Raw genomic sequence first — 22094 nt, forward strand, 5'->3', positions numbered from 1 at the left:
GACGTCAGTTGCCGCTCAGGCAGTCCGGACAGAGCCCGCGGTAGGTGATCTCCGCGCCGGAGACCGCGAAGCCGAAGCGCTCGGCGTCGGGCAGCGCCGAGAGCGGGTCGCCGAACGGGTGGACGTCGCGGATGGTGCCGCAGCGCGAGCAGATCAGGTGCTGGTGCGAGTGGTGCGCGTTGGGGTCGTAGCGCTTGGCCCGACCGTCGGTGGAGACCTCCAGTACCTCGCCGAGCACCACGAGCTCGCCGAGCGTGTTGTAGACCGTCGCGCGGCTGATCTCGGGCAGCCGGGAGACCGCACGGGCGTGCACCTCGTCGGCGGTCAGGTGGACGTGGTCACCGTCGAGCACCTCCGCCACGACTCGCCGCTGCGCGGTCAGTCGCCAGCCTCGGCTTCTCAGTCGTTCCAGCAGGTCGCTCATGCGAACAGGGTAGGGCACGATCCGAACTTGGCTCTAGTATTGACTTAGATATTGTCCAAGCTAGGATCGGCTCCAGAACTTCACCGCTGAACCAGCTGTACGACCGGACAGAGACCCCGGAGGCTTCCCATGACTGCCCAGGACGAGCTGCGGCCGATCCTCACCACCGAGGCCGGCGCGCCCGTGGCCGACAACCAGAACACCGAGACCGCAGGCATAGGCGGCCCGGCCCTGATCCAGGACCAGCTGCTCTTCGAGAAGCTCGCGCACTTCAACCGCGAGCGGATCCCGGAGCGCGTGGTGCACGCCCGCGGCGCCGCCGCCTACGGCACCTTCACGGTGACCGCGGACGTCACGCCGTACACCCGGGCGGCGTTCCTCTCCGAGGTCGGCAAGCAGACCGAGACCTTCCTGCGCTTCTCCACGGTGGCCGGCAACCTCGGCTCGGCCGACGCGGTGCGCGACCCGCGCGGTTTCGCGCTGAAGTTCTACACCGAGGACGGGAACTACGACCTGGTCGGGAACAACACCCCGGTGTTCTTCATCAAGGACGCCATCAAGTTCCCGGACTTCATCCACACCCAGAAGCGCGACCCGTACACCGGCTCGCAGGAGGCGGACAACGTCTGGGACTTCTGGGGCCTGTCGCCCGAGTCCACCCACCAGGTCACCTGGCTCTTCGGTGACCGCGGCATCCCCGCCTCCTACCGCCACCTCAACGGCTACGGCTCGCACACCTACCAGTGGCAGAACGAGGCCGGCGAGTACTTCTGGGTCAAGTACCACTTCAAGACCGACCAGGGGATCAAGAACCTGACGGCCGAGGACGCGGCCAAGCTGGCCGGCGAGGACCCGGACAGCCACCAGCGCGACCTGCGCGAGTCGATCGAGCGCGGCGAGTTCCCGAGCTGGACCGTGCAGGTGCAGATCATGCCGGCCGCCGACGCCGCCGAGTACCGGTTCAACCCGTTCGACCTGACCAAGGTCTGGCCGCACGCGGACTACCCGCCGATCGAGATCGGCAAGCTGGAGCTCAACCGCAACCCCGACAACGTCTTCGCCGAGGTCGAGCAGTCGATCTTCTCCCCGGCGCACTTCGTGCCCGGCATCGGCCCGTCCCCGGACAAGATGCTGCAGGGCCGGCTGTTCGCCTACGCGGACGCGCACCGCTACCGGGTCGGCATCAACGCCGACCACCTGCCGGTGAACCGCCCGCACGCCACCGAGGCGCGCACCAACAGCCGCGACGGCTACCTCTATGACGGCCGCCACGGCCGCCAGAAGAACTACGAGCCGAACAGCTTCGGCGGCCCGGTGCAGACCGGCCGGGCGCTCTGGTCGGCCACCCCGGTCAGCGGCGCGACCGGTAACCACGAGGCGCCCTCGCACCGCGAGGACAGCGACTTCGTGCAGGCGGGCAACCTGTACCGGCTCTTCTCGGAGGACGAGAAGCAGCGTCTGATCGCCAACCTGGCCGGCTTCATCGCCAAGGTCTCGGCCGACCGCGAGGACATCGTGGAGCGGGCGATCGACAACTTCCGCCAGGCGGACGCCGACTACGGTCAGCGCCTGGAGGCCGCGGTGCGCGAGCTGCGCAAGCAGCAGTAGGCACCACCCCCAAGCCGCGGGCCCCGACGATCAGCTGACTGATCGTCGGGGCCCGCACCCAGTGTTTTCGCCCGCTCGCCGCCGGGCGCTCGAGCCCGGTGTCGACGGTCGGCGGGCGCTGCGCTCCCTCGTTCCTCGGTCGCTTGACCCTTCTCCCTTTCGACACCGGCGCGCCCTTTGGCTCGGGGCGGGTGCGGAGCATCAGACGCTGAGGTGGCGCAGCGCTTCCTGGTGCAGGATGCCGTTGGAGGCCACCGCGTCCGCGCCGCCCGGGCCGTCGATGCCGTCCAGGCCGGTGAAGCGGCCGCCGGCCTCCTGCACCACGATGCACGGGGCGGCCATGTCCCACAGGCTCAGCTCCGGCTCGGCGGCGATGTCCACCGCGCCCTCGGCGACCATCATGTAGGACCAGAAGTCGCCGTAGGCGCGGGTGCGCCAGCAGGCCCGGGTCAGGTCCAGGAACGGGTCCAGGCGGCCGCGCTCCTCCCAGCCGCTGAGCGAGGAGTAGGAGAGCGAGGCGTCCTCGATCCGGGAGACCGCGGAGACCTGGATCCGGCTCGCCTTGGCCAGGCTGCGCCCGGCGTACGCGCCCAGACCCTTGGCCGCCCACCAGCGCCGGTTCAGGGCGGGCGCCGAGACCATGCCGACCACCGGCTGCTCCTGGCCGTCCGCGCCGACCTCGAGCAGCGCGATCAGGGTGGCCCAGACCGGCACGCCGCGGATGTAGTTCTTGGTCCCGTCGATCGGGTCGATCACCCAGCGCCGCGGCCCCGAGCCGACCAGGCCGAACTCCTCGCCCATCACCGCGTCGCGCGGCCGGGCCCGCTGCAGCACACCGCGGACCAGCTCCTCGGCGGCCTTGTCGGCGTCGCTGACCGGCGTCAGGTCGGGCTTGGTCTCGACCTTCAGGTCCAGCGCCCGGAACCGCTCCAGGGTGACCGAGTCGGCCGAGTCGGCGAGCACATGGGCGAGGCGGAGATCATCGTGGTAGTCGGCCATGGATCGAACAGTACCGTCCGGGCACCCTCGCGGACCGGAGCGTTTCAGTGTCCGGACCCGCTGAGTTGGAGCCCGACCACGCCGGCGATCACCAGCGAGATGGAGACCAGCTTGAGCGCCGAGGTGGTCTCGTTCATCCAGATCATCCCGTAGACCGCGGTGCCGGCCGCGCCGATGCCGGTCCACACCGCGTAGGCGCTGCCGACCGGCAGGTGCTTGAGGGAGAGGGTGAGCAGGCCGAAGCTGCTGAGCGCGAAGAGGCAGAAGGCGATGGTGGGGACGAGCTTGGTGAAGCCGTGGCTCAGCTTGAGGTTGATCGCGAAGCCGGTTTCCAGCAGCCCCGCGAGGACCACCATGACCCATGCCATCGGTTCGTCTCCCTTGGTATCCGCCGACCCTCTTATGATCACCAGTCACAGCGGCGCTGACACCTCGGGACTCTCAGCCGCCCTCGCGCTCCTGGTCCCGTTCGTGTTCGCCCTCGCGCGTCTCCCGGGAGGCGAGCAGTCGGCGCAGCGAGTAGAGCCGGGCCGGGTCGGCATGGCCGTCGGCCACCCAGGCGTCCAGCGCGCAGTCCTTCTCGTCGTGGCTGCAGGCGCGCGGGCAGTCCTCGGTGCCCGGCTCCAGGTCGGGGAAGGCGTGGATCACCCGGGACGGGTCGATGTGCGAGAGCCCGAAGGAACGGAAGCCGGGCGTGTCGATCACCCAGCCCGGGTCCAGCGCCTTCTTCGAGCCCGGCTTGGTCCCCGGCGGCGGGGGCAACCGCAGCGCCAGCGCCGAGACCGTGGTGTGCCGGCCGCGCCCGGTCACCGCGTTGACGTTCCCGGTGATCCGCTGGTGCTGCGGCACCAGCGCGTTGACCAGGGTGGTCTTTCCGACGCCCGAGTGGCCGATGAAGACCGTGGACAGGCCGCGCAGGTGCTCGCGGACCGCCTCGGCGCCGGCCGTCGCCAGCTCGTCCCGCCGGGTCACCACGTACGTGATGCCGAGCGGGGCGTAGGACTCCAGCAGCGGCTCGGCCGAGGCCAGGTCGGACTTGGTGAGCACCAGCAGCGGTTCCATGCCGGCGTCGTAGGCGGCCACCAGGCAGCGGTCGATCAGTCGCGGGCGCGGCTCCGGGTCGGCCAGTGCGGTGACGATGGCCAGCTGGTCGGCGTTGGCCACCACGATCCGCTCGTACGGGTCGTCGTCGTCCGCGGTGCGGCGCAGCACCGAGGTGCGCTCCTCCACCCGGACGATCCGGGCCAGCGTGTCCGGCTCGCCGGACAGGTCGCCGACCAGGTGGACGATGTCGCCGACCACCACCCCCTTGCGGCCCAGCTCACGGGCCTTCATGGCGGTGACCTCGCGCTCCCGCTTGGTCCCGGCGTCGACCAGGCAGGTCAGCCGGCCCCGGTCGACGGTGAGGATCATCCCCTCGTCGGCGTCCTCGTGCTTGGGCCTGATCCGGGTCCTGGGCCGGGATCCCTTGCGGCCCGGGCGGTTGCGGATGTCGTCCTCGTCGGCGTCCTTGCCGTAACGGCGCATGGTGCTCGTACCCGCTCAGCCGGCCGCCTGGCCGAGTAGGTCGGCCCACATCACGGGGAAGTCCGGCAGGGTCTTGGCGGTGGTGGCCACGTTCTCCACCTGGACGCCGGGGACCGCCAGGCCGAGGACGGCGGCGGCGGTGGCCAGCCGGTGGTCCTCGTAGGTGTGGAAGACGCCGCCGTGCAGCGCGCGCGGACGGATCCGCAGACCGTCCTCGGTCTCGCTGACCTCGCCGCCCAGCTCGTTGATCTCCTTGGCCAGCGCGGCCAGCCGGTCGGTCTCGTGCAGGCGCAGGTGGGCGATCCCGTAGAGGTGGGACTCGGAGTCGGCCAGCGCGGCCAGCGCGGCGATCACCGGGGTGAGCTCGCCGACGTCGTGCAGGTCGGCCTCGATGCCGTGGATCGCGCCGCCGCCGGTGAACTCCAGGCCCTCGTCGGTGAACTGGCAGGAGCCGCCCATCCGGGTGTAGATCTCGCGCAGCTGGTCGCCGGCCTGGGTGGTGTGCTTCGGCCAGTCCCGGACCGTCACCCGGCCGCCGGTGACCAGCGCGGCGGCGAAGAACGGCGCCGCGTTGGACAGGTCCGGCTCGATCACCAGGTCGCGGCCGAGCAGCGCGCCCGGGGTCACCCGCCAGACGTCCTTCTCGCCGCCGTCCTCGGGCGCGTCGACCTGGACGCCGGCCTGGCGCAGCATGTCGACGGTCATCCGGATGTGCGGCAGCGAGGGGACCGGACCGCCGATGTTGCGGACCTCGACGCCCTGGTTGTAGCGGGCGCCGGAGAGCAGCAGGGCGCTGACGAACTGCGAGGAGGAGGAGGCGTCCAGCTCCACCACGCCGCCGTCCAGCGCGCCGGTGCCGTGCACGGTGAGCGGGAAGCCGCCGCGGCCGCCGTCCTCGATCCGGGCGCCGAGCGCGCGCAGCGAGTCGATCACGCCGTGCTGCGGGCGCTCGTAGCTGCGCGGGTCGCCGTCGAAGTGCACCGGCCCGTCGGCCAGCACCGCGAGCGGCGGCAGGAAGCGCATCACCGTGCCGGCGTTGCCGACGTCGATCCGGGCCGGACCGCTGAGCCGACCGGTCGGGATGATCCGCCAGGCCTCGCCGCCCCCGGTACCGCCGGAGGAGTTGTTGACCCGCTCCTCGATGCCGACGCCGAGCGCCCGCAGGCCGTCCGCCATCAGCTGGGAGTCGCGGCTGCGCAGCGGTCGACGCACCCAGCTGGGCTCGCCGGCCAGCGCCGCGAGGATCAGCGCGCGGTTGGTGACGGACTTGGAACCAGGGATGGTGACAGTCGCGTCGACAGCGGCGGTCGCGACGGGGGCGGGCCACAGGGTCTCGGTCATGCGGCCAGTTTAGGTGGGCCCGCCACGGATGCGGCCCACCCGCCCACGGGGTGGGACCGGCTCAGTATCCGAGGAGCTGGCTGCCGCCGGTGAGCAGACAGACCAGCGCGACGACCACGAACAGCGCCACCCAGAGCAGCGCGCCCACCCCGGTGAGCCGGGCCAGCTGGTCGGCGTCCGAGTCGCGGGCCCCGCCGTACCGGCGCTTGCGCTGCAGTTCGAGGACCGGGCGGACCCCGGCCAGCAGCAGGAACCAGACGCCCAGGTAGGCGAAGCCGGCCTGCAGCCGGGCGCTGCCGTACCAGGAGACCGCGAAGCAGGCGGCGCCGGTGACCAGCACCGAGAGCAGCCCGAAGGCGTTGCGGATCTTGATCAGCATCGCGACCAGCAGCGCGATCGAGATCCACAGCAGCGCCGTGATGTGCCCGGTGGCGAGCAGCGCGGCGCCGCCCAGGCCGAGCAGCGGCGGCGCGGTGTAGCCGGCGGCCGCGGTGAGGATCATGCCCAGTCCGTGCGGGCGCCCGGCCGAGACGGTCAGGCCCGAGGTGTCCGAGTGCAACCGGATCCCGGCCAGCCGGCGCCCGGTGAGCAGCGCGATCAGCCCGTGCCCGCCCTCGTGCGCGATGGTCACCACGTTGCGGCTCAGCCGCCACACCGGGTGCGGGAGTATCGCCAGCAGGGCGGCGCCGGCGCAGGCCAGCACCAGCCAGCGCGGCGGGTCGGGCTGGGTGCCCAGCACCCGCTGCCAGACGTCGCTGATGCTGTGGTTCATGGTCGGTCCCAAAGGTGCGGGGCGGCGGCGGAGAGGGCAGCCTCCCATGCCAGGACGGCCGCGCGGTAGCCCGCGGTTGCACATGGCCGGTCGGCCATAGGCTGGCCTCATGTGTGGTCGATTCGCGGCGAGCACCAAGCCGGAGGACATCGTCGAGCTCTTCGACGTGCAGCAGTGGGACCCGGCCGAGACGCTCGCCCCCAGCTGGAACGTGGCCCCGACCGATCCGGTCCTGGCGGTGCTGGAACGGGTGCCCAAGGGGGAGCAGGAGCCGGTCCGGCAGCTGCGCAAGCTCCGCTGGGGCCTGGTGCCGGCCTGGTCGAAGTCGCCGGAGACGGCGGTGAAGATGATCAACGCGCGGGCCGACACCGTGCATGAGAAGCCCGCCTACCGGCAGGCCTTCGCCTCCCGCCGCTGCCTGCTCCCGGTGGACGGCTACTACGAGTGGCAGACCATCCAGCCGGAGAGCGGCAAGGGCAAGCCCCGCAAGGTTCCCTACTTCGTGCACCGGGTGGACGGCGCGCCGCTGGCGCTGGCCGGGCTCTACGAGTTCTGGCGGGACCGCTCGGCCCCGGCGGAGGCTTCCGGCGGCTGGCTGGTGACCTGCACCATCGTCACCACCGAGGCCGAGGAGCTGCTGGCCCCGATCCATGAGCGGATGCCGCTCTTCCTGCAGCCCGACACCTTCGCCGACTGGCTGGACCCGGCGCTGGACAACGCCGAGGAGGCCCGCTCGCTGCTGGTCGCGCCGCACCCCGGGCTGCTGACCGCGACCCCGGTCGGCGCCGCCGTCGGCAACATCCGCAACAACCACCCCGGACTGACCGATCCGGTCACGCCCGAGGCCGAGGGAGCGCTGTTCTGATGCGCGAACTGCGCGAACTGCGCGAACTGGTGGACACCCCGGCGGGCCAGGCGGCCGTCAGCTGGCACCGGGCGACCGGCCGGGCCCGGCTGCTGCTCGCCCTCGGGCACGGCGCCGGCGGCGGGATCGAGGCACCGGACCTGGTGGCGCTGGCCGCCGCGCTGCCGGCGCACGGGGTGAGCGTGGCGCTGGTCGAGCAGCCCTGGCGGGTGGCCGGCAAGAAGCTGGCGCCCGCGCCGAAGACCCTGGACCTCGGGTGGCTGCCGGTGGCCGAGAAGCTGGCCGCGGAGGGTCTGCCGCTGGTGGTCGGCGGGCGCAGCGCCGGGGCCCGGGTGGCCTGCCGGACCGGTGCGGCCACCGGCGCGGTGGGGGTGCTGGCGCTGGCCTTCCCGCTGCACCCGCCGGGCAAGCCGGAGAAGTCCCGGGCCGAGGAGCTGCTCGGCAGCGGACTGCCGACCCTGGTGCTGCAGGGCGAGAAGGACACCTTCGGCACTCCGGCGGAGTTCCCCGAGCTGCCCGCCGGCCACCGGATCGTTCCGGTGCCGGGCGCGGGCCACGGTTTCAAGGTGCCGAAGTCCGCCGTGCTCGGCCAGGCCGCGGTGCTGGAACTGATCACCGACTCGGTGACGGAGTGGCTGGCGGGGCTCGCCGGGCGCGCGTCGCGCTGACTGGCGGGCCGGTCGATTCTGTGATCGGCGGGGAATGCCGGGGCGACGGGCCGGGTTAACCCTTCCGTCAGCAGTGCCCCAGGCGAAAGGCAGCGCACATGGGTTCGATCGCGTGCCCCGAGCGACCCGAGGAGCGGAGCGCCGAGAGCGCCTTCCTCCCGTGGTCGGAGTGGCTTGTCGCGGGCGAGAAGCCCGTGAGCCCGATATCCTCGCTTCCGGGCGGGCTCGCGGTGAGCCATGCCCGCATCAGCGAGGAGGTGGGTCCGGTCGTCGCGACCGAGGACGAGCCGAACGTGGGCCTGGGCGGGCAGGACGCCGATCCTGGGACCGAACCGTCGGGCGAGGCGCCGCTGACCGGTGACGCCACCCTGACCGGTGAGGGGCCGCTGACCGGCGAAGAGCTGGCCGAGGCGATCGGCGAGGACACCTTCCGGGTGTCCTCGGACGAGAGCGAGGAGGCCCGGCGGGCGCGCTTCGAGCGCGATGCCCTGGGTTACCTGGACCCGATGTACTCGGCCGCGCTGCGGATGACCCGCAACCCGGCCGATGCCGAGGACCTGCTGCAGGAGGCCTTCGCCAAGGCGTACGCCTCCTTCCACCAGTTCCGCGAGGGGACCAACCTCAAGGCCTGGCTCTACCGCATTCTGACCAACACCTTCATCAACTCGTACCGCAAGAAGCAGCGGGAGCCCCAGCGGACCGCCGCCGAGGAGATCGAGGACTGGCAGCTGGCCCGGGCCGAGTCGCACATGTCGACCGGTCTGCGCTCGGCCGAGACCCAGGCACTCGACCACCTGCCGGACAGTGATGTGAAGGACGCCCTGCAGGCGATCCCCGAGGAGTTCCGCATCGCGGTCTACCTCGCGGACGTCGAGGGCTTTGCATACAAGGAGATCGCCGACATCATGGGGACCCCCATCGGTACGGTGATGTCCCGGCTGCACCGAGGCCGCCGCCAGTTGCGCGGCATGCTGGAGGACTACGCCCGCGAACGCGGACTGGTCCCGGCCGGCAGCGGGGCTGGGCGCGAGGCGAAAGGCACGGGCTCATGAGCTGCGGAGGTCCGCACGCCACGGACTGCGGCGAGGTACTTGACCACCTCTACGAGTTCCTTGACAACGAAATGGCCGAGGGCGACTGCGCCAAGCTGCGGCAGCACTTCGAGGAGTGCTCGCCCTGCCTGGAGAAGTACGGTCTCGAGCAGGCCATCAAGGCACTGATCAAGCGCTCCTGCGGATGTGACGACACTCCGACGGATCTGCGGAGCAAGGTGCTGGCCCGGATCGACAGCATCCGGGCGGGTCAGCGCAGCGGTGAGCCGGTGGTGCAGGTGGACGCGTCCGCCGCGGTGCACAGCGAGGCCGGACTGCTGACGGCCGGGCCGGTGGCGACGCCGGCGGAGTGAGGCAGACCCTGCGGGGGGCTTGGGAGTTCGCTCCCAAGCCCCCCGCTGTTTTTTGCTCTGCTGGTTTCCGCCCTGCCCCCGTGTGACGCACCGTCAGTTCGCCGAACTCACTCGATCGGGTGAGTGTGGTGGGTGCTCGGCCGGGTATGGCGCGATGGCGGCTCCCTGGACGGGAGTTGAGCCCTATCCTCCTCAGACGAGCCCGGCGAGGTGGGGAGGCTGAGATCGCTGTCGATCGCGGGAGCCGTGCGCTCCCTGAGCGAACTTCGGCTGAACGGACACCGGCGCGGCTGACCGCGACGGCCGTCGGCTATGTCGTGCTGGTGCTGGCCGCCGCCTGCTGCTGCCTGCTGCCGATCCGGTTCAGCTGGGACGGGCCGGTCGACTGGCCCAAGGTCGGGCTGCTGGCCTTCCTGCACACCTGCTGGGAGTCGGTCGCCCAGGGCCTGCCCACCCCCTGCCTGCGCGCCGCCCGTCGGGCAACAGCGCTGGTCACCGGCCGCCGCCCGGAGCCCGGCGAGGAGCGCGGACCGATCCGGCCCAGTGCCAACACCTTCCTGCCGGTGCTCTTCGCCGGGGTGCTGATGCTGCCACCGGCGGCGGCCGCGCTGGTCGCCCTGCTGGCCGCGCTGGCCGGCTCCAGCCCGGACGGGCCCCGGTTGCTGCGTCGGGGGTGGAACGCCGCCCAGTTCGCGCTGGCGGCCTGGACGGCGGCGGTGCTCTTCCACCTGCTGGACGGCCCGCGCCTGCTGCTCGGCGCCCGCTATCCCGCCGCACTGGTCCCCGCGCTCGCCGCCATGCTGGCGTTCTGCCTGGTCAACGGCGTGCTGGTGGCCGGGATCCGGGTGCTCGCCGAGCACAGCCCGCCGGCCGAACTGCGGCGCGGCGCGCGCAGCGTGCTGGGCCTGCCGGCCCTGGTGCACGGGCTCGGCGGACTCATGATGGCGGTGCTCTGGCAGGGCCCGTACGGCGCCTTCGCGGCGGTGCTCGCCCTGCTGCCGCTCTCCATCTCCGCCTGGGTCTTCGCCCAGGGCCACCGCGAGCGGGCCGCGCACCGGGCCACCGTGGAGGCCCTGGTCCAGGCGGTGGAGATCAAGGACTCCTACACCCGGGGACACAGCGAACGGGTCGGCCGCGCCTCGGTGCTGATCGCGGGGCAGCTCGGCATGGCCGGCGAGCGGCTGCGCACCCTGCACTTCGCCGGCACCCTGCACGATGTCGGCAAGCTCGGGGTGGCGACCGAACTGCTGCGCAGAAACGGTCCCCTCACCGAGGCCGAGCGCCGGGCCGTCGAGGTGCACCCCGAGTACGGGCACGAGCTGGTGCGCGGCATCGAGTTCCTCGGCGAGGCGCATGCCGGGATCCTGCACCACCACGAGCGGATGGACGGCCGCGGCTACCCGCAGGGTCTGGCGGGGGAGCGGATCCCGGAGTTCGCCCGGATCATCGCGGTGGCCGACGCCTTCGACTCGATGACCTCCACCCGCTCCTACCGGCGCGGCCGCCCGGTCCCGGAGGCGGTGGCCGAGCTGCGCCGCTGCGCGGGCAGCCAGTTCGACCCGGTGATGGTGGACGCGCTGGTCACGGCGGTGGAACGGCACGGCTGGCAGCCCGTGCTGCCGCCCGCCGAGCACCAGGACCAGGCGGTGCCGGACATTCCGCTCGGGGTTCCCGAACCGCCGCCCCGGATCCCCGCCGGCGGCGCCAGATGAGGCGGCTGCCGGTCGCCGACCGGGGCGACGGGGTGAGCGGCGCCTCGCTGCTGCGGGCAGCGGCGCTGCTGCTGCTCACGGCAGCGCTGGTGGCGTTCGCGGCCCATGGGCTGACGGAGCCTCAGGTGGCGCTCAGCTTCGCGGCGTTGATCACGGTGGGGGAGGCGGTGCGGATCCGTCGGCCGGGCGGGCGGGAGCAGGCTCCGCTCGGTGCGGCGGCGGGGCTGGCCTACGCGCTGCTCGGCCCGTTGCGCGGGCTGCCCACCGGGCACGGGGTGCTCCAGGTGGTCGCGGTGGCCGGGATCGGGCTGGCGGCCGGTGGGCTGTTGCGGGCCGGCGCGCTGACGGTGCTGCGCCGGTGGTTCGCGGAGCCGGTGGCCGCCGTGCCCCGGCCGCGGCGCACACCGGTCGGCGGCCACCCGCACGCGCGTCCGCGCCACTCGCCGGTGAGTCCGGTCGGCCGGACCCGGCGGGTGCAGGCGCGCCGCCACGGCCACCCGCATGCGCGTCCGCGCCGGCGGCGGCAGGTCTGGTGGGCGGGGGTGCGTCCGTTCGGCTGGGACGGGGCGGCCCGCCGGCTGCTGGTGGTCGGCTTCGCCGCCACCCTCTTCCAGCCCCTCTACAACAGCGGCGCGCTGGACCGGGTCCCGTTGGCCGGCCCGGCCTACGGGGTCTTCCTGGTGCTGGTCGCGGCGCTGGCCGGGCTCTGCGACGCGGTGCTCGCGGCCTGCCAGCACCGGGGCGGCGGCCGGTTCGGCTCGGCGCTGGAGGAGGAGCTGCGGGCGCTGCCCGGGATCGGTTCGGCGATCGCCGCCACCGGGATGCTGGTCAGCCTGGCGGCCGGCGAGGTCGGGCTGTGGGCGCTGCCGGTCTTCTGTCTGCCGCTGCTGCTGGCCCAGGCCTCGTTCCGCCGGGCGGCGGCCGTTCGGGCCACCTACGGGCAGACCATCGCCACCCTGGCCCGGGCCACCGAGGTGGCCGGCTACACCGCCGCCGGCCACGCGCGCCGGGTCGCGGACACCGCGTGCGCGCTCGGGCGTGAGCTGGGTCTGGGCACCCATGAGCTCGTCCTGCTGGAGTACGCCGCGCTGATGCACGACATCGGCCAGCTCTCCCTGGTCGAACCGGTTGCCGCAGGTGCCACCGCGGACCTGCCGGAGTGCGAGCAACAGCGGATCGCCCGGCTCGGCAGCGAGGTGATCCGGCGGACCGGGGTGCCTGGCCCGGTGGCCGAGCAGGTGGCCCGGTCGGCCGACCCGCTGCTCGGTCCGGACGGCCGGCCGGACCGCACGCTGCCGCTGGCGGCCCGGATCATCCGGGTGGCCAACGCGCACGAGGACCTGACCTGCGCGGCTGACGGCGGCCCGGCGGCACTGGCCGCACTGCGGGCGCAGAGCGGGCGGATCTACGACCCGGTGGTGGTGGCCGCGCTGGAGCGGGTGCGGGCCGCGGGCACCGGGCCGTGCATGGTCGCCCGGGCCGACGCGGGGTGAGCGGGGCAGCCTGCTGCCCACCGTGCGTAAAGGGGGCTGCGCGGGGAGCGCACCCTGCCGCCGCCGTGGTTGGATGCGGTCATAGCGTGGAACACCCGAACCGGGGCTCCGGGCTCCCGGCTCCGACATCGGGGTGGCGGGCCGGCCAGGCGGACCGGCTCCCAGCAGGATTCAGCGGAACCGAGCGGACAGGCGGCAGGGCAACGTGAAGATCTTCCACCGGGCACGGCATCGGCCGTCCGCCACCTGGCGGCAGACGACCGACCGGGCCTTCACGCTGATCGGCGACGGACGGTACGAGGACGCCGGCGCGCTGCTGGTGATGGCCGCCGACCTGGAGCCCTGGCTCTCCGACTCCTGGTTCAACCTGGCGCTGCTGCACAAGTTCCGCCGGGACTGGGAGCAGGCCAGGGTGGCCGGGCTGCGCGCGGTCGCGCTGCTCGACCGCGACCAGGGCGCGCCCGACTGGTGGAACCTGGGCATCACCGCGACCGCCCTGCAGGACTGGCCGCTGGCCCGCCGGGCCTGGCAGGCGTACGGCCTGCGGCTGCCCGGCGGTCCGAGCGCGGCGGCCGACGGCCCGGTCCGGCTGGACCTGGGCACCACCCCGGTCCGACTGTCGCCGGAGGGCGAGTCCGAGGTGGTCTGGGGTCGCCGACTGGACCCGGCCCGGGTCGAGGTGCTCTCCATCCCGCTGCCCTCCTCCGGCCGCCGCTGGGGCGAGGTGGTGCTGCACGACGGCGCCCCGCACGGCGAGCGGGTGGCGAACGGCGCCGCCTTCCCGGTCTTCGACGAGATCGAGCTCTGGGCGCCCTCGCCGGTGCCCACCTACGTGGTGCTGCTGCAGGCCGCCGCCGAGGCGGACCGGGACGGGCTGGAACGGCTGGTCGCCGAGGCCGGTTACGCCGCCGAGGACTGGACCTCCTCGGTCCGGCTGCTCTGCCGGGCCTGTTCGGAGAGCCGGATGGTGACCGACGACGGCCGCACCGTGCACCACGACCCGCACGACGACGGCGACGCCGCGCACCCCGGCCACCTGAGCCACCTCAGCCAGGGCAGTGCCGGCACCGCCTGGCAGACCGAGCGGGAGTGCGGGATCGCGGCCCCGGCCGGGCTGGTCCGGTTGCTGCTCGACCGCTGGGTCGCGGCCTCCCCGACCACCCGGGCCTACCGGGACGTGGAAGAGGTCTGCTGATCGCCCGTAGGCTCTGCTCGGCCCCGTAGGCTGGGGAGGTTACCGAGCACGCGCGTACAGGAGCGGACAGAGCGATGGCGGACCAGCACGACGAGCACACCCACGAGCACGAGGAGACGGCTGAGCAGGCCCCGAAGGTGGTCGGCGAGGCGCCCGACCTCAGCAAGGGCACGGCGCGCCCGATCACCGTGGTCGGCAACCCGGTGCTGCACCGCGAGTGCCGGACCGTCACCGAGTTCGACGGCGAGCTGGCCGGCCTGATCGACGACATGTTCGTCTCGATGTACGCGGCCGAGGGTGTCGGCCTGGCGGCCAACCAGATCGGCGTGGACGCCAAGGTCTTCGTCTACGACTGCCCGGACGACAACAACGTGCGGCACATCGGCCACGTGATCAACCCGGTGCTCGAGGAGCTCGCGGTCGACCGGCGGACCCTGGACGACGGCAACGAGGGCTGCCTCTCGGTGCCCGGCGCCTACGCCGAACTGCCGCGTCCGGACTACGCGGCGGTGACCGGTCAGGACAAGGACGGCAACCCGATCCGGGTCGAGGGCACCGGCTTCTTCGCCCGCTGCCTGCAGCACGAGACCGACCACCTGAACGGGTACCTGTACATCGACCGGCTCTCCAAGCGCGACCGCAAGGACGCCTTGCGGCAGATGGCCGAGGGCACTCCGCGCTACGCCACGGTGCCGAACGACTGACGAGTCCTCGCATCCCCAGCGGCTCCGCTTCGGCGGGGCCGCTGTGGCGTGTGTGCGCAGATGTGGCGTCGGCCATGCATATTATCGTTCGCATTGCGCTTGATTGATCATCAGACGCTTACGAACGAAGGGGTGGAACACCCGCATGTCCAAGCGCTTGGCCAGCAGTACCGCCGTCATCCTCCTCGCCACCGGCGGGCTCTCCGCCGTCGCGCCCGGAGCGCAGGCGGCCGACAGCACCCGCACTGTCGACTACCGGGGCTACCACCTGCAGGTTCCGGCCGACTGGCAGGTCGTCGACCTCGCCCAGAACCCGCACACCTGCGTGCGCTTCGACCAGCACGCCGTCTACCTCGGCACGCCCGGCGAGCAGCAGAACTGCCCGGCACACCTGGTGGCGGGCCGCACCGACGCCTTCCTGATCCAGCCCGCGCCCGCGCCGACCGCGAGCCGTCCGGCGGCCCCGCTGGTCGACCCCGGCACCGCGGTGCTCCCCGGGATCGTCGACGCCGGCGCGAGCAGCCGCGAGATCAACGTCCAACTGCGCGGCACCGGACTCCAGCTGACGGCCAGTTACGGCGACAGCGCGCAGACGGTGAACACCATCCTGGCCGCGGCCGGCTACACCAGGACCGGCGCCGCCGCCCCGGCCGCCGCGCCGCTGGCAGCGCCCGCAGCGCCTGCCGCCACAGTTGCCGGCGCGACCACCAGCAGCACGGTGGCGCCCTCCACCGACGACGTCGCCAAGGGCTTCGACGCCTGCAGCGCGCCCTCCGACAACCTGATGTCGGCCTGGATGGCCAACTCGCCCTACCGCTCGGTGGGCATCTACATCGGCGGCCCGGCGCAGAGCTGCGCCGCCGGGGTGCTGGACGCCGGCTGGGTCGGCCGCCAGGCCCAGAGCGGCTGGTCCTTCCTGCCGATCTACGTCGGCCACCAGGCCAACGCGAACATCTCGCTGCAGATCTCCACCGACCTGCCGACGGCCGCGCAGCAGGGCACCGACGAGGCGAGCGACGCCCTCGGCAAGGCCGCCGCACTCGGCTTCCCGGCCGGCTCGGTGATCTACAACGACATGGAGAACTACAGCTCCTCCACCTCCAGCGCCCGGGTGCTCGCCTACCTGAACGCCTGGACCGCCCGGATCAAGCAGGGCGGCTACCGCTCCGGCGTCTACTCCGGTCCGTACAGCGGGCTGAGCGACCTCTCCTCGCAGTACAACAACGGCAGCTTCGCCCGTCCGGACGTGGTCTGGTCGGCGGCCTGGAACAGCCACCAGGACACCGGCGACGCCGGGACGGGCCTGTCCGCCGGTTACTGGCCGGGTGCCCGCCGCGCCCACCAGTACGCCAACACGACCGAGAGCTACGGCGGCTACTCGCTCAACATCGACGCCGACGCGGTCACCGTGGCCTCCACGGCCAGCGGCAACTCGATGGCCCCCGGCCAGCGGCTGGAGGGCGGGCAGAGCCTGAACAGCGCCAGCGTCAGCCTCACCATGCAGACCGACGGCGACCTGGTGGTCTCGCTCAAGGTCGGCGGCAGCGCCGCGCAGCCCGTGCTCTGGCGCTCCGGTACCGGCGGCAACTCCGGTGCCTACCTGGTGATGCAGCGCGACGGCAACCTGGTGATCTACCGTGCCGACGGGGTGGCGATCTGGTCCACCTACAGCAGCGGCCGGCCGGGCAGCTGGCTGAGCGTCCAGGACGACGGCAACGTGGTGCTCTACGGCAGCAACGGCGGCCCGATCTGGTCCACCGACGCCTACCGGGTCCCGTCCACCTTCACCGCCGGCCAGGGCCTCAAGCCCGGCCGCTGGACCGAGAGCGCGTTGATCAGGGTGGTGGTCCAGCAGGACGGCAACCTGGTGATCTACCGCAAGCGCGACGGTGCGGTGCTCTGGACCCCCAACACCTGGGGCAACCCCGGCGCCTACCTGACCATGCAGGCCGACGGCAACCTGGTGCTCTACCGCCAGGGCGGCGGCCCGTCCTCCGGTGGCGCGCTGTGGTCCAGCAACACCTGGGGCAACTCCGGTGCCTACGCGCTGACCCAGGACGACGGCAACTTCGTGGTCTACCGCCAGGGCGGCGGCCCGTCCTCCGGTGGCGCGCTCTGGGCCACCAACACCTACGGGAACGCCTCCTGACCAACCGTCGGACATGACACTGCCCCGCCGGTTCGATGACCGGCGGGGCAGTGTCGTTTGCGGCCTAGAAGTCGTCGTCGAAGGAGACCGAGCCCTCGACGGCGACCTGGTACGCGGAGACCCGGCGCTCGAAGAAGTTGGTCAGCTCCTGGACGTTCTGCAGCTCCATGAACCCGAACGGGTTGCTGGAGCCGTAGCGGATCGGCAGGCCGAGACGGGCCAGCCGCTGGTCGGCCACCGCCTCCAGGTACTGGCGCATCGACTCGGTGTTCATCCCGGCCAGGCCCTCGCCGCACAGGTCACGGGCGAACTGGAGCTCGGCCTCGACGGCCTCCTCCAGCATCTCGGTGACCTGCTGGGCCATCTTGTCGTCGAAGAGGTCGGGCTCCTCCTCGCGGACGGTGTCCACCACCGACATCGCGAAGTCCATGTGCATGGACTCGTCGCGGAAGACCCAGTTGGTGCCGGTGGCCAGGCCGTGCAGCAGGCCGCGGCTGCGGAACCAGTACACGTAGGCGAAGGCGCCGTAGAAGAACAGGCCCTCGACGCAGGCCGCGAAGCAGATCAGGTTGAGCAGGAAGGCCCGGCGGTCGTCCTTGCTCTGCAGCGAGTCCAGGTGGTCGACCGCGTTCATGTACTTGAAGCAGAACTGGGCCTTCTGGTGGATGGAGGGGATGTTCTCCACCGCGGCGAAGGCCGCCGTGCGGTCCTCGGGATCGGGCAGGTAGGTGTCGAGCAGCGTCAGGTAGAACTGGACGTGCACGGCCTCCTCGAAGAGCTGCCGGGACAGGTAGAGCCGGGCCTCGGGCGAGTTGATGTGCTTGTAGAGGCTCAGCACCACGTTGTTGGCGACGATCGAGTCACCGGTGGCGAAGAAGGCGACCAGCCGGCCGATCAGGTGCCGCTCGCCCTCGCTCAGCTTGGCCAGGTCGGCGACGTCGGAGTGCAGGTCCACCTCCTCGACGGTCCAGGTGTTCTTGATCGCGTCCCGGTACCGGTCGTAGAACGACGGGTAGCGCATCGGACGCAGGGTCAGCTCGAAGCCGGGGTCGAGCAGCATCTTGTTCTGAGTCAAGGAGGTGCCGGCGCTCTGCGCCGTCGAATAGGGGTGGTGGTCGGGCGACGGGTGGGAACTCACTGGCAGGCCTCGCAGGACTCGGGGTTCTCCAGGGAGCAGGCGATGGCCGCCTCCTCCTCCGGGGAGAGGGTGGGGGTCGGCACGCTCACCGCCGTACGGGCGGCGCCGGAGGCCGCCTGGGCGATCCGGGTGGCCGGGCGCGAGCGCAGGTAGTAGGTGGTCTTCAGACCGACCTTCCAGGCGTACGCGTACATCGAGCTGAGCTTGCCGATGGTCGGCGCGGCCATGAACAGGTTCAGCGACTGGCTCTGGTCGATGTACGGCTGCCGGGCGGCGGCCAGGTCGATCAGCGCGCGCTGCGGCAGCTCCCAGGCCGTGCGGTAGAGCGAACGAACCTCGGCGGGCAGCCAGTTCAGCTCCTGGACGCTGCCGTTGGCGTCGCGCAGCGCGTCCCGGGTCTGCTGGTCCCAGACGCCCAGCTGCTTCAACTCACGCACCAGGTACGGGTTGACCTGCAGGAACTCGCCGGACAGGGTCTCGCGCTTGAACAGGTTGGAGACCTGCGGCTCGATGCACTCGTAGACACCGGCGATCGAGGCGATGGTGGCGGTCGGGGCGATCGCCAGCAGCAGCGAGTTGCGCAGACCGGTGCGGGCGATGGTGGCGCGCAGCGCGTCCCAACGCTCCTGCCACTGGGGCGTTGAGCCGCTGTGCTGGTCTTCAAAGAAATGGTCGATGTGCAGCTGACCGCGGGCCGCGCGGGTCTCGCCGTACGCCGGGTGCTGCCCGAACTGCTCGGCCAGCTCGCTGGAGCGCTCGTACGCGGTGAGCATGATCCGCTCGGCGATCAGCGTGGAGAGCCGCTTGGCCTCGGCGGAGTCGAAGTCCAGGCGCAGCTGGAAGAAGACGTCCTGCAGGCCCATCACGCCCAGACCCACCGGCCGCCAGCGGGAGTTGGAGGTGCCGGCCTCGGTGGTCGGGTAGAAGTTGATGTCCACCACGCGGTCCAGGAAGGTCACCGCGGTCCGCACGGTGGCGTCCAGCCGCTCCCAGTCCATCGCGTTCAGCAGGTCGGCGGCTGACGCGCCGTCGGCCAGGTGGGCACCCAGGTTGACCGAGCCCAGGTTGCAGACCGCGGTCTCGGAGTCGTCGGTGACCTCCAGGATCTCGGTGCACAGGTTGGAGGAGTGCACGGTGCGGCCCGGCAGCGCGGTCTGGTTGGCGGCCCGGTTGGAGGCGTCCTTGAAGGTCATCCAGCCGTTGCCGGTCTGCGCCAGGGTGCGCATCATCCGGGCGTACAGGGTCTGCGCGGGGATGGTGCGCACGGCCTTGCCGGCCTGCTCGGCCTTCAGGTAGGCCGCGTCGAACTCCTCGCCCCACAGGTCGACCAGCTCCGGCACGTCGGCCGGGGAGAAGAGCGACCAGTCGGCGTTGGCGTTGACCCGGCGCATGAACTCGTCCGGGATCCAGTGCGCCAGGTTGAGGTTGTGGGTCCGCCGGGCCTCCTCGCCGGTGTTGTCGCGCAGCTCGAGGAACTCCTCGATGTCCGCGTGCCAGGTCTCCAGGTAGACGCAGGCCGCGCCCTTGCGCCGGCCGCCCTGGTTGACGGCGGCCACCGAGGAGTCCAGGGTGCGCAGGAACGGCACGATGCCGTTGGACTTGCCGTTGGTGCCGCGGATCAGCGAGCCGCGCGAACGGATCCGGGAGTACGACAGGCCGATCCCGCCGGCGTGCTTGGACAGCCGGGCGATCTGGGCGTAGCGCGAGTAGATCGAGTCCAGGTTGTCCAGCGGCGAGTCCAGCAGGTAGCAGCTGGACATCTGCGGGTGCCGGGTGCCGGAGTTGAACAGCGTCGGCGAGCTGGTCAGGTACTCCAGACGGCTCATCAGGCGGTACAGCTCGGCCACCTCGGCCACCGACTGCTCGCTGTCCCCGACCGCGAGACCGCAGGCCACCCGGAGCAGGAAGTGCTGCGGGGTCTCGACCACCTTGCGGGTGATCGGGTGGCGCAGCAGGTAGCGGGACTGCACGGTGCGCAGGCCGAAGTACTCGAAGCGGTCGTCGCCCTGCGGGTCGATCAGCGCGTCCAGGGCGGCGGCGTGCTTGGTCACGAAGGCGGCGGTGGTGTCGCCGATCAGGCCCTCGGCGTGGCCGACGGCGATCGAGGCGGCGAAGGAGACCGCACCCTGGCTCGCGGCCTCGTCCAGGATCTCCTGGGCGAGCAGCCGGGCGGCCAGCTTCGAGTACTGCGGGTCCTCGGCGATCATCGAAGCGGCGGCGTCCACGGCCAGCCCGCGCAGCTCGGCGAAGTCCGAACCGGCATGGCGGCCGCGCAGCGCGGCGGCGGCGACGTGGCCGGGGTCCACCTGGGGGAGGTCGGTGCTTCGGTCGGTGAGCAGCCGAAGCAGCGCAGTACCGGGGTCGGTCTGGGCTTCGTCGGCAGAACCCTGTGAGGGCAGGGCAACTGAGGCAGCGACGGTCAAGGCGCACTCTCTCCTGTGGCGGCGGCGGACGGGCTCGTCCGGAGGAGCGCGCGGCAGGGAAAAACGGCACGCCGAAACGTTCCGGCGCGCGCGTCAACCCTGGCCCACCCGCGAGGCCGGACGGTACTTCAGTGCTGGGAGGCCTCTGCGGGGAGGCCGGGTGGCACACCGTCGGCAGGTCCTCGGACTTGCGGGCCCTTCGTGTGCAGCCCCGCTCACCGCTGCGGGGCAGTCCCGGACTCACACCGGATTCCCCTGCGTCGACAGCGAGAGTGAGCATACATGTAGTGCGGACTCCTGCGAGTAGCCCCATATGTAGTGTCGCGCGCGGTGTCTGACCCAGTACCGGACGGTTGCGAAACGTGGCTTCCGGGGCCCCGAGGGGCTTGGCGCACAGCCCGCTGGCCTACCCTGTAGCGCATGCTGAAGCACACGGGGAGAAGGCAGCAGATACTGGTGGCGCTGGTGGCGTTCCTCGTCTCGGCGCTCGCGACCGTTCTGGCCAGTACCGTCACCACTGCCTCGCCCTCGGTCCAGCCGGGGAGCGACGGGAAGTCCGGCTCGCCGGGCGCGACCAGCACCAAGCCGTCGGCGCCGAGTTCGCTGAGCGACCCGCGCAAGCCGCTGCCGATCGGCCTCGCCTACGGGGACACCCTCACCTGGAAGAACGACCAGGAGCTCGCGGTCGGCCTCGGCGACGCCGTCGACTCCGGCGCCAAGTGGATCCGGGTCGACCTGTCCTGGAACGACATCCAGCCGGACAGCCCCAAGACCTACGAGTGGCAGCGCTTCGACCGGGTGCTGAACGGCGCCCGGGCCCGCGGCCTGGAGGTGCTGGCCACCATCGGCTACACGCCGAAGTGGGCCCGCAAGGCCGGCTGCAGCACCGACGACGCCTGCCCGCCGGCCGATCCGGCCAAGTTCGCCGCCTTCGCCCGGGACGCCGCCAAGCGCTACGCATCGCAGGGCGTGCACATGTGGGAGGTGTGGAACGAGCCGAACATCCCGTTCTGGGCGCCCAAGCCCGACCCGGCCGGCTACACCGAGCTGCTGACCGCCACCAGCAAGGCGCTGCGCCAGGCCGACCCGCAGGCCTACGTGCTGATGGGCGGTCTGGCGGCGGTGGGCACCGATCCGTCGATCGCCTACGTCTCGCAGGGCGACTTCCTCACCGCGGTCTGCAAGCTGGGCGGCAACAAGGTGGTCGACGCGATCAGCTACCACCCCTACACCTATCCGTACCTGCCGAGCGCCAAGACCTCCTTCGGCACCGCCATGGAGGACATCAGCAGCGCCCAGGGCAACCTGGTGTCGATCCTGGCCGGCAACGGCACCCCCGACCTGCCGATCTGGATCACCGAGACCGGCGCGCCGACCAACGGCCCCGGCACCGCGACCGACGGCAAGACCATCCCGCCGGACACCACCCACGTGACCGAGGCCTACCAGGCCGCGATCGCCACCGACACCGTGCAGGCAGCCGCCGCCAACCCCCATGTGGGCGCGGTCTTCTGGTTCTCCGACCAGGACACCGGGCAGGCCGCGGACAAGCAGCACCGCTCGATGTTCTACGGGCTGCGCCACTTCGACGGCACGCCCAAGCCCGCGCTGGCCGCCCTCAAGGCCGCGATCCTGGCCTACGAGCACAGCAGGTAGCAGAGCCGCTGACGC

The 22094-nt window shown here is 72.0% G+C and carries 19 protein-coding genes and 1 riboswitch; of the genes, 11 read left to right on the forward strand and 8 right to left on the reverse strand.

All coding sequences use genetic code 11. From position 1 onward, the window contains the following. Positions 1-4: 4 nt before the first annotated feature. Positions 5-424 (reverse strand): Fur family transcriptional regulator, encoded by a 420-nt coding sequence (locus BR98_RS16725; RefSeq protein WP_035845596.1) that lies wholly within the window; start codon positions 422-424, stop codon positions 5-7. Positions 425-553: 129 nt separating this feature from the next. On the opposite strand from BR98_RS16725, the gene BR98_RS16730 reads away from it, so the two are divergent. After that, positions 554-2032, forward strand: coding sequence for a catalase (locus tag BR98_RS16730; RefSeq protein WP_035845597.1), 1479 nt, complete (start codon positions 554-556; stop codon positions 2030-2032). 201 nt (positions 2033-2233) lie between these two features. On the opposite strand, the gene hisN is transcribed toward BR98_RS16730, so the two are convergent. The 5 genes from hisN to BR98_RS16755 all read right to left on the reverse strand — a co-directional run bounded on the left by hisN (position 2234) and on the right by BR98_RS16755 (position 6671). Beyond that, positions 2234-3031: a histidinol-phosphatase gene (gene hisN / locus BR98_RS16735; RefSeq protein ID WP_035845599.1), complete on the reverse strand. Its 798-nt coding sequence runs from the start codon at positions 3029-3031 to the stop codon at positions 2234-2236. A 44-nt stretch (positions 3032-3075) separates the two neighbouring features. Further along, complete coding sequence (locus BR98_RS16740; protein WP_035845601.1) at positions 3076-3399, reverse strand: DMT family transporter; 324 nt, start codon at positions 3397-3399, stop codon at positions 3076-3078. A 73-nt stretch (positions 3400-3472) separates the two neighbouring features. Next, positions 3473-4558 (reverse strand): ribosome small subunit-dependent GTPase A, encoded by a 1086-nt coding sequence (gene rsgA, locus BR98_RS16745; RefSeq protein WP_035845604.1) that lies wholly within the window; start codon positions 4556-4558, stop codon positions 3473-3475. A 15-nt stretch (positions 4559-4573) separates the two neighbouring features. Next, complete coding sequence (aroA, locus tag BR98_RS16750; protein WP_035845607.1) at positions 4574-5899, reverse strand: 3-phosphoshikimate 1-carboxyvinyltransferase; 1326 nt, start codon at positions 5897-5899, stop codon at positions 4574-4576. Positions 5900-5960: 61 nt separating this feature from the next. Continuing rightward, positions 5961-6671, reverse strand: a complete 711-nt coding sequence (locus BR98_RS16755; RefSeq protein WP_035845610.1) for a M50 family metallopeptidase — start codon at positions 6669-6671, stop codon at positions 5961-5963. Between the two features lie 109 nt (positions 6672-6780). On the opposite strand from BR98_RS16755, the gene BR98_RS16760 reads away from it, so the two are divergent. The 9 genes from BR98_RS16760 to BR98_RS36395 all read left to right on the forward strand — a co-directional run bounded on the left by BR98_RS16760 (position 6781) and on the right by BR98_RS36395 (position 16862). Further along, the gene (locus BR98_RS16760) at positions 6781-7536 is read left to right on the forward strand and encodes an SOS response-associated peptidase (RefSeq protein WP_035845612.1); all 756 of its coding nucleotides are present in this window, start codon (positions 6781-6783) and stop codon (positions 7534-7536) included. Continuing rightward, positions 7536-8204: an alpha/beta hydrolase family protein gene (locus BR98_RS16765; RefSeq protein ID WP_035845614.1), complete on the forward strand. Its 669-nt coding sequence runs from the start codon at positions 7536-7538 to the stop codon at positions 8202-8204. Before BR98_RS16760 ends, BR98_RS16765 begins: the two co-directional genes overlap by 1 nt. Positions 8205-8302: 98 nt before the next feature. Continuing rightward, the gene (locus tag BR98_RS16770; protein ID WP_407639457.1) at positions 8303-9256 is read left to right on the forward strand and encodes a sigma-70 family RNA polymerase sigma factor; all 954 of its coding nucleotides are present in this window, start codon (positions 8303-8305) and stop codon (positions 9254-9256) included. After that, positions 9253-9609, forward strand: coding sequence for a mycothiol system anti-sigma-R factor (gene rsrA, locus BR98_RS16775; RefSeq protein ID WP_051969848.1), 357 nt, complete (start codon positions 9253-9255; stop codon positions 9607-9609). The genes BR98_RS16770 and rsrA overlap by 4 nt, the downstream gene beginning before the upstream one ends. Before the next feature lie 317 nt (positions 9610-9926). Then, entirely contained in the window at positions 9927-11321 is a 1395-nt protein-coding gene (locus BR98_RS16780; RefSeq protein ID WP_232247443.1) for an HD-GYP domain-containing protein, read from the forward strand. Next, positions 11318-12814, forward strand: coding sequence for an HD domain-containing phosphohydrolase (locus BR98_RS16785; protein WP_051969849.1), 1497 nt, complete (start codon positions 11318-11320; stop codon positions 12812-12814). The genes BR98_RS16780 and BR98_RS16785 overlap by 4 nt, the downstream gene beginning before the upstream one ends. A gap of 205 nt (positions 12815-13019) precedes the next feature. After that, positions 13020-14009, forward strand: coding sequence for a tetratricopeptide repeat domain-containing protein (locus BR98_RS16790; RefSeq protein ID WP_035845615.1), 990 nt, complete (start codon positions 13020-13022; stop codon positions 14007-14009). Positions 14010-14083: 74 nt separating this feature from the next. Next, the gene (gene def / locus BR98_RS16795; RefSeq protein WP_035845617.1) at positions 14084-14713 is read left to right on the forward strand and encodes a peptide deformylase; all 630 of its coding nucleotides are present in this window, start codon (positions 14084-14086) and stop codon (positions 14711-14713) included. Positions 14714-14858: 145 nt separating this feature from the next. Next, positions 14859-16862, forward strand: a complete 2004-nt coding sequence (locus BR98_RS36395; protein WP_051969850.1) for a glycoside hydrolase domain-containing protein — start codon at positions 14859-14861, stop codon at positions 16860-16862. A gap of 64 nt (positions 16863-16926) precedes the next feature. On the opposite strand, the gene BR98_RS16805 is transcribed toward BR98_RS36395, so the two are convergent. Both BR98_RS16805 and BR98_RS16810 read right to left on the reverse strand, forming a co-directional pair. Continuing rightward, positions 16927-17922 (reverse strand): ribonucleotide-diphosphate reductase subunit beta, encoded by a 996-nt coding sequence (locus BR98_RS16805; RefSeq protein ID WP_051971094.1) that lies wholly within the window; start codon positions 17920-17922, stop codon positions 16927-16929. 74 nt (positions 17923-17996) lie between these two features. After that, entirely contained in the window at positions 17997-20423 is a 2427-nt protein-coding gene (locus BR98_RS16810) for a ribonucleoside-diphosphate reductase subunit alpha (RefSeq protein ID WP_035845622.1), read from the reverse strand. Positions 20424-20579: 156 nt separating this feature from the next. Then, a riboswitch (cobalamin riboswitch) is annotated at positions 20580-20709 on the reverse strand. A 134-nt stretch (positions 20710-20843) separates the two neighbouring features. On the opposite strand from BR98_RS16810, the gene BR98_RS16815 reads away from it, so the two are divergent. Next, positions 20844-22079, forward strand: a complete 1236-nt coding sequence (locus BR98_RS16815; protein ID WP_083976662.1) for a cellulase family glycosylhydrolase — start codon at positions 20844-20846, stop codon at positions 22077-22079. Positions 22080-22094 lie beyond the last annotated feature (15 nt).

The sequence above is a fragment of the Kitasatospora azatica KCTC 9699 genome (genome assembly GCF_000744785.1).
Classification (GTDB): domain Bacteria; phylum Actinomycetota; class Actinomycetes; order Streptomycetales; family Streptomycetaceae; genus Kitasatospora; species Kitasatospora azatica.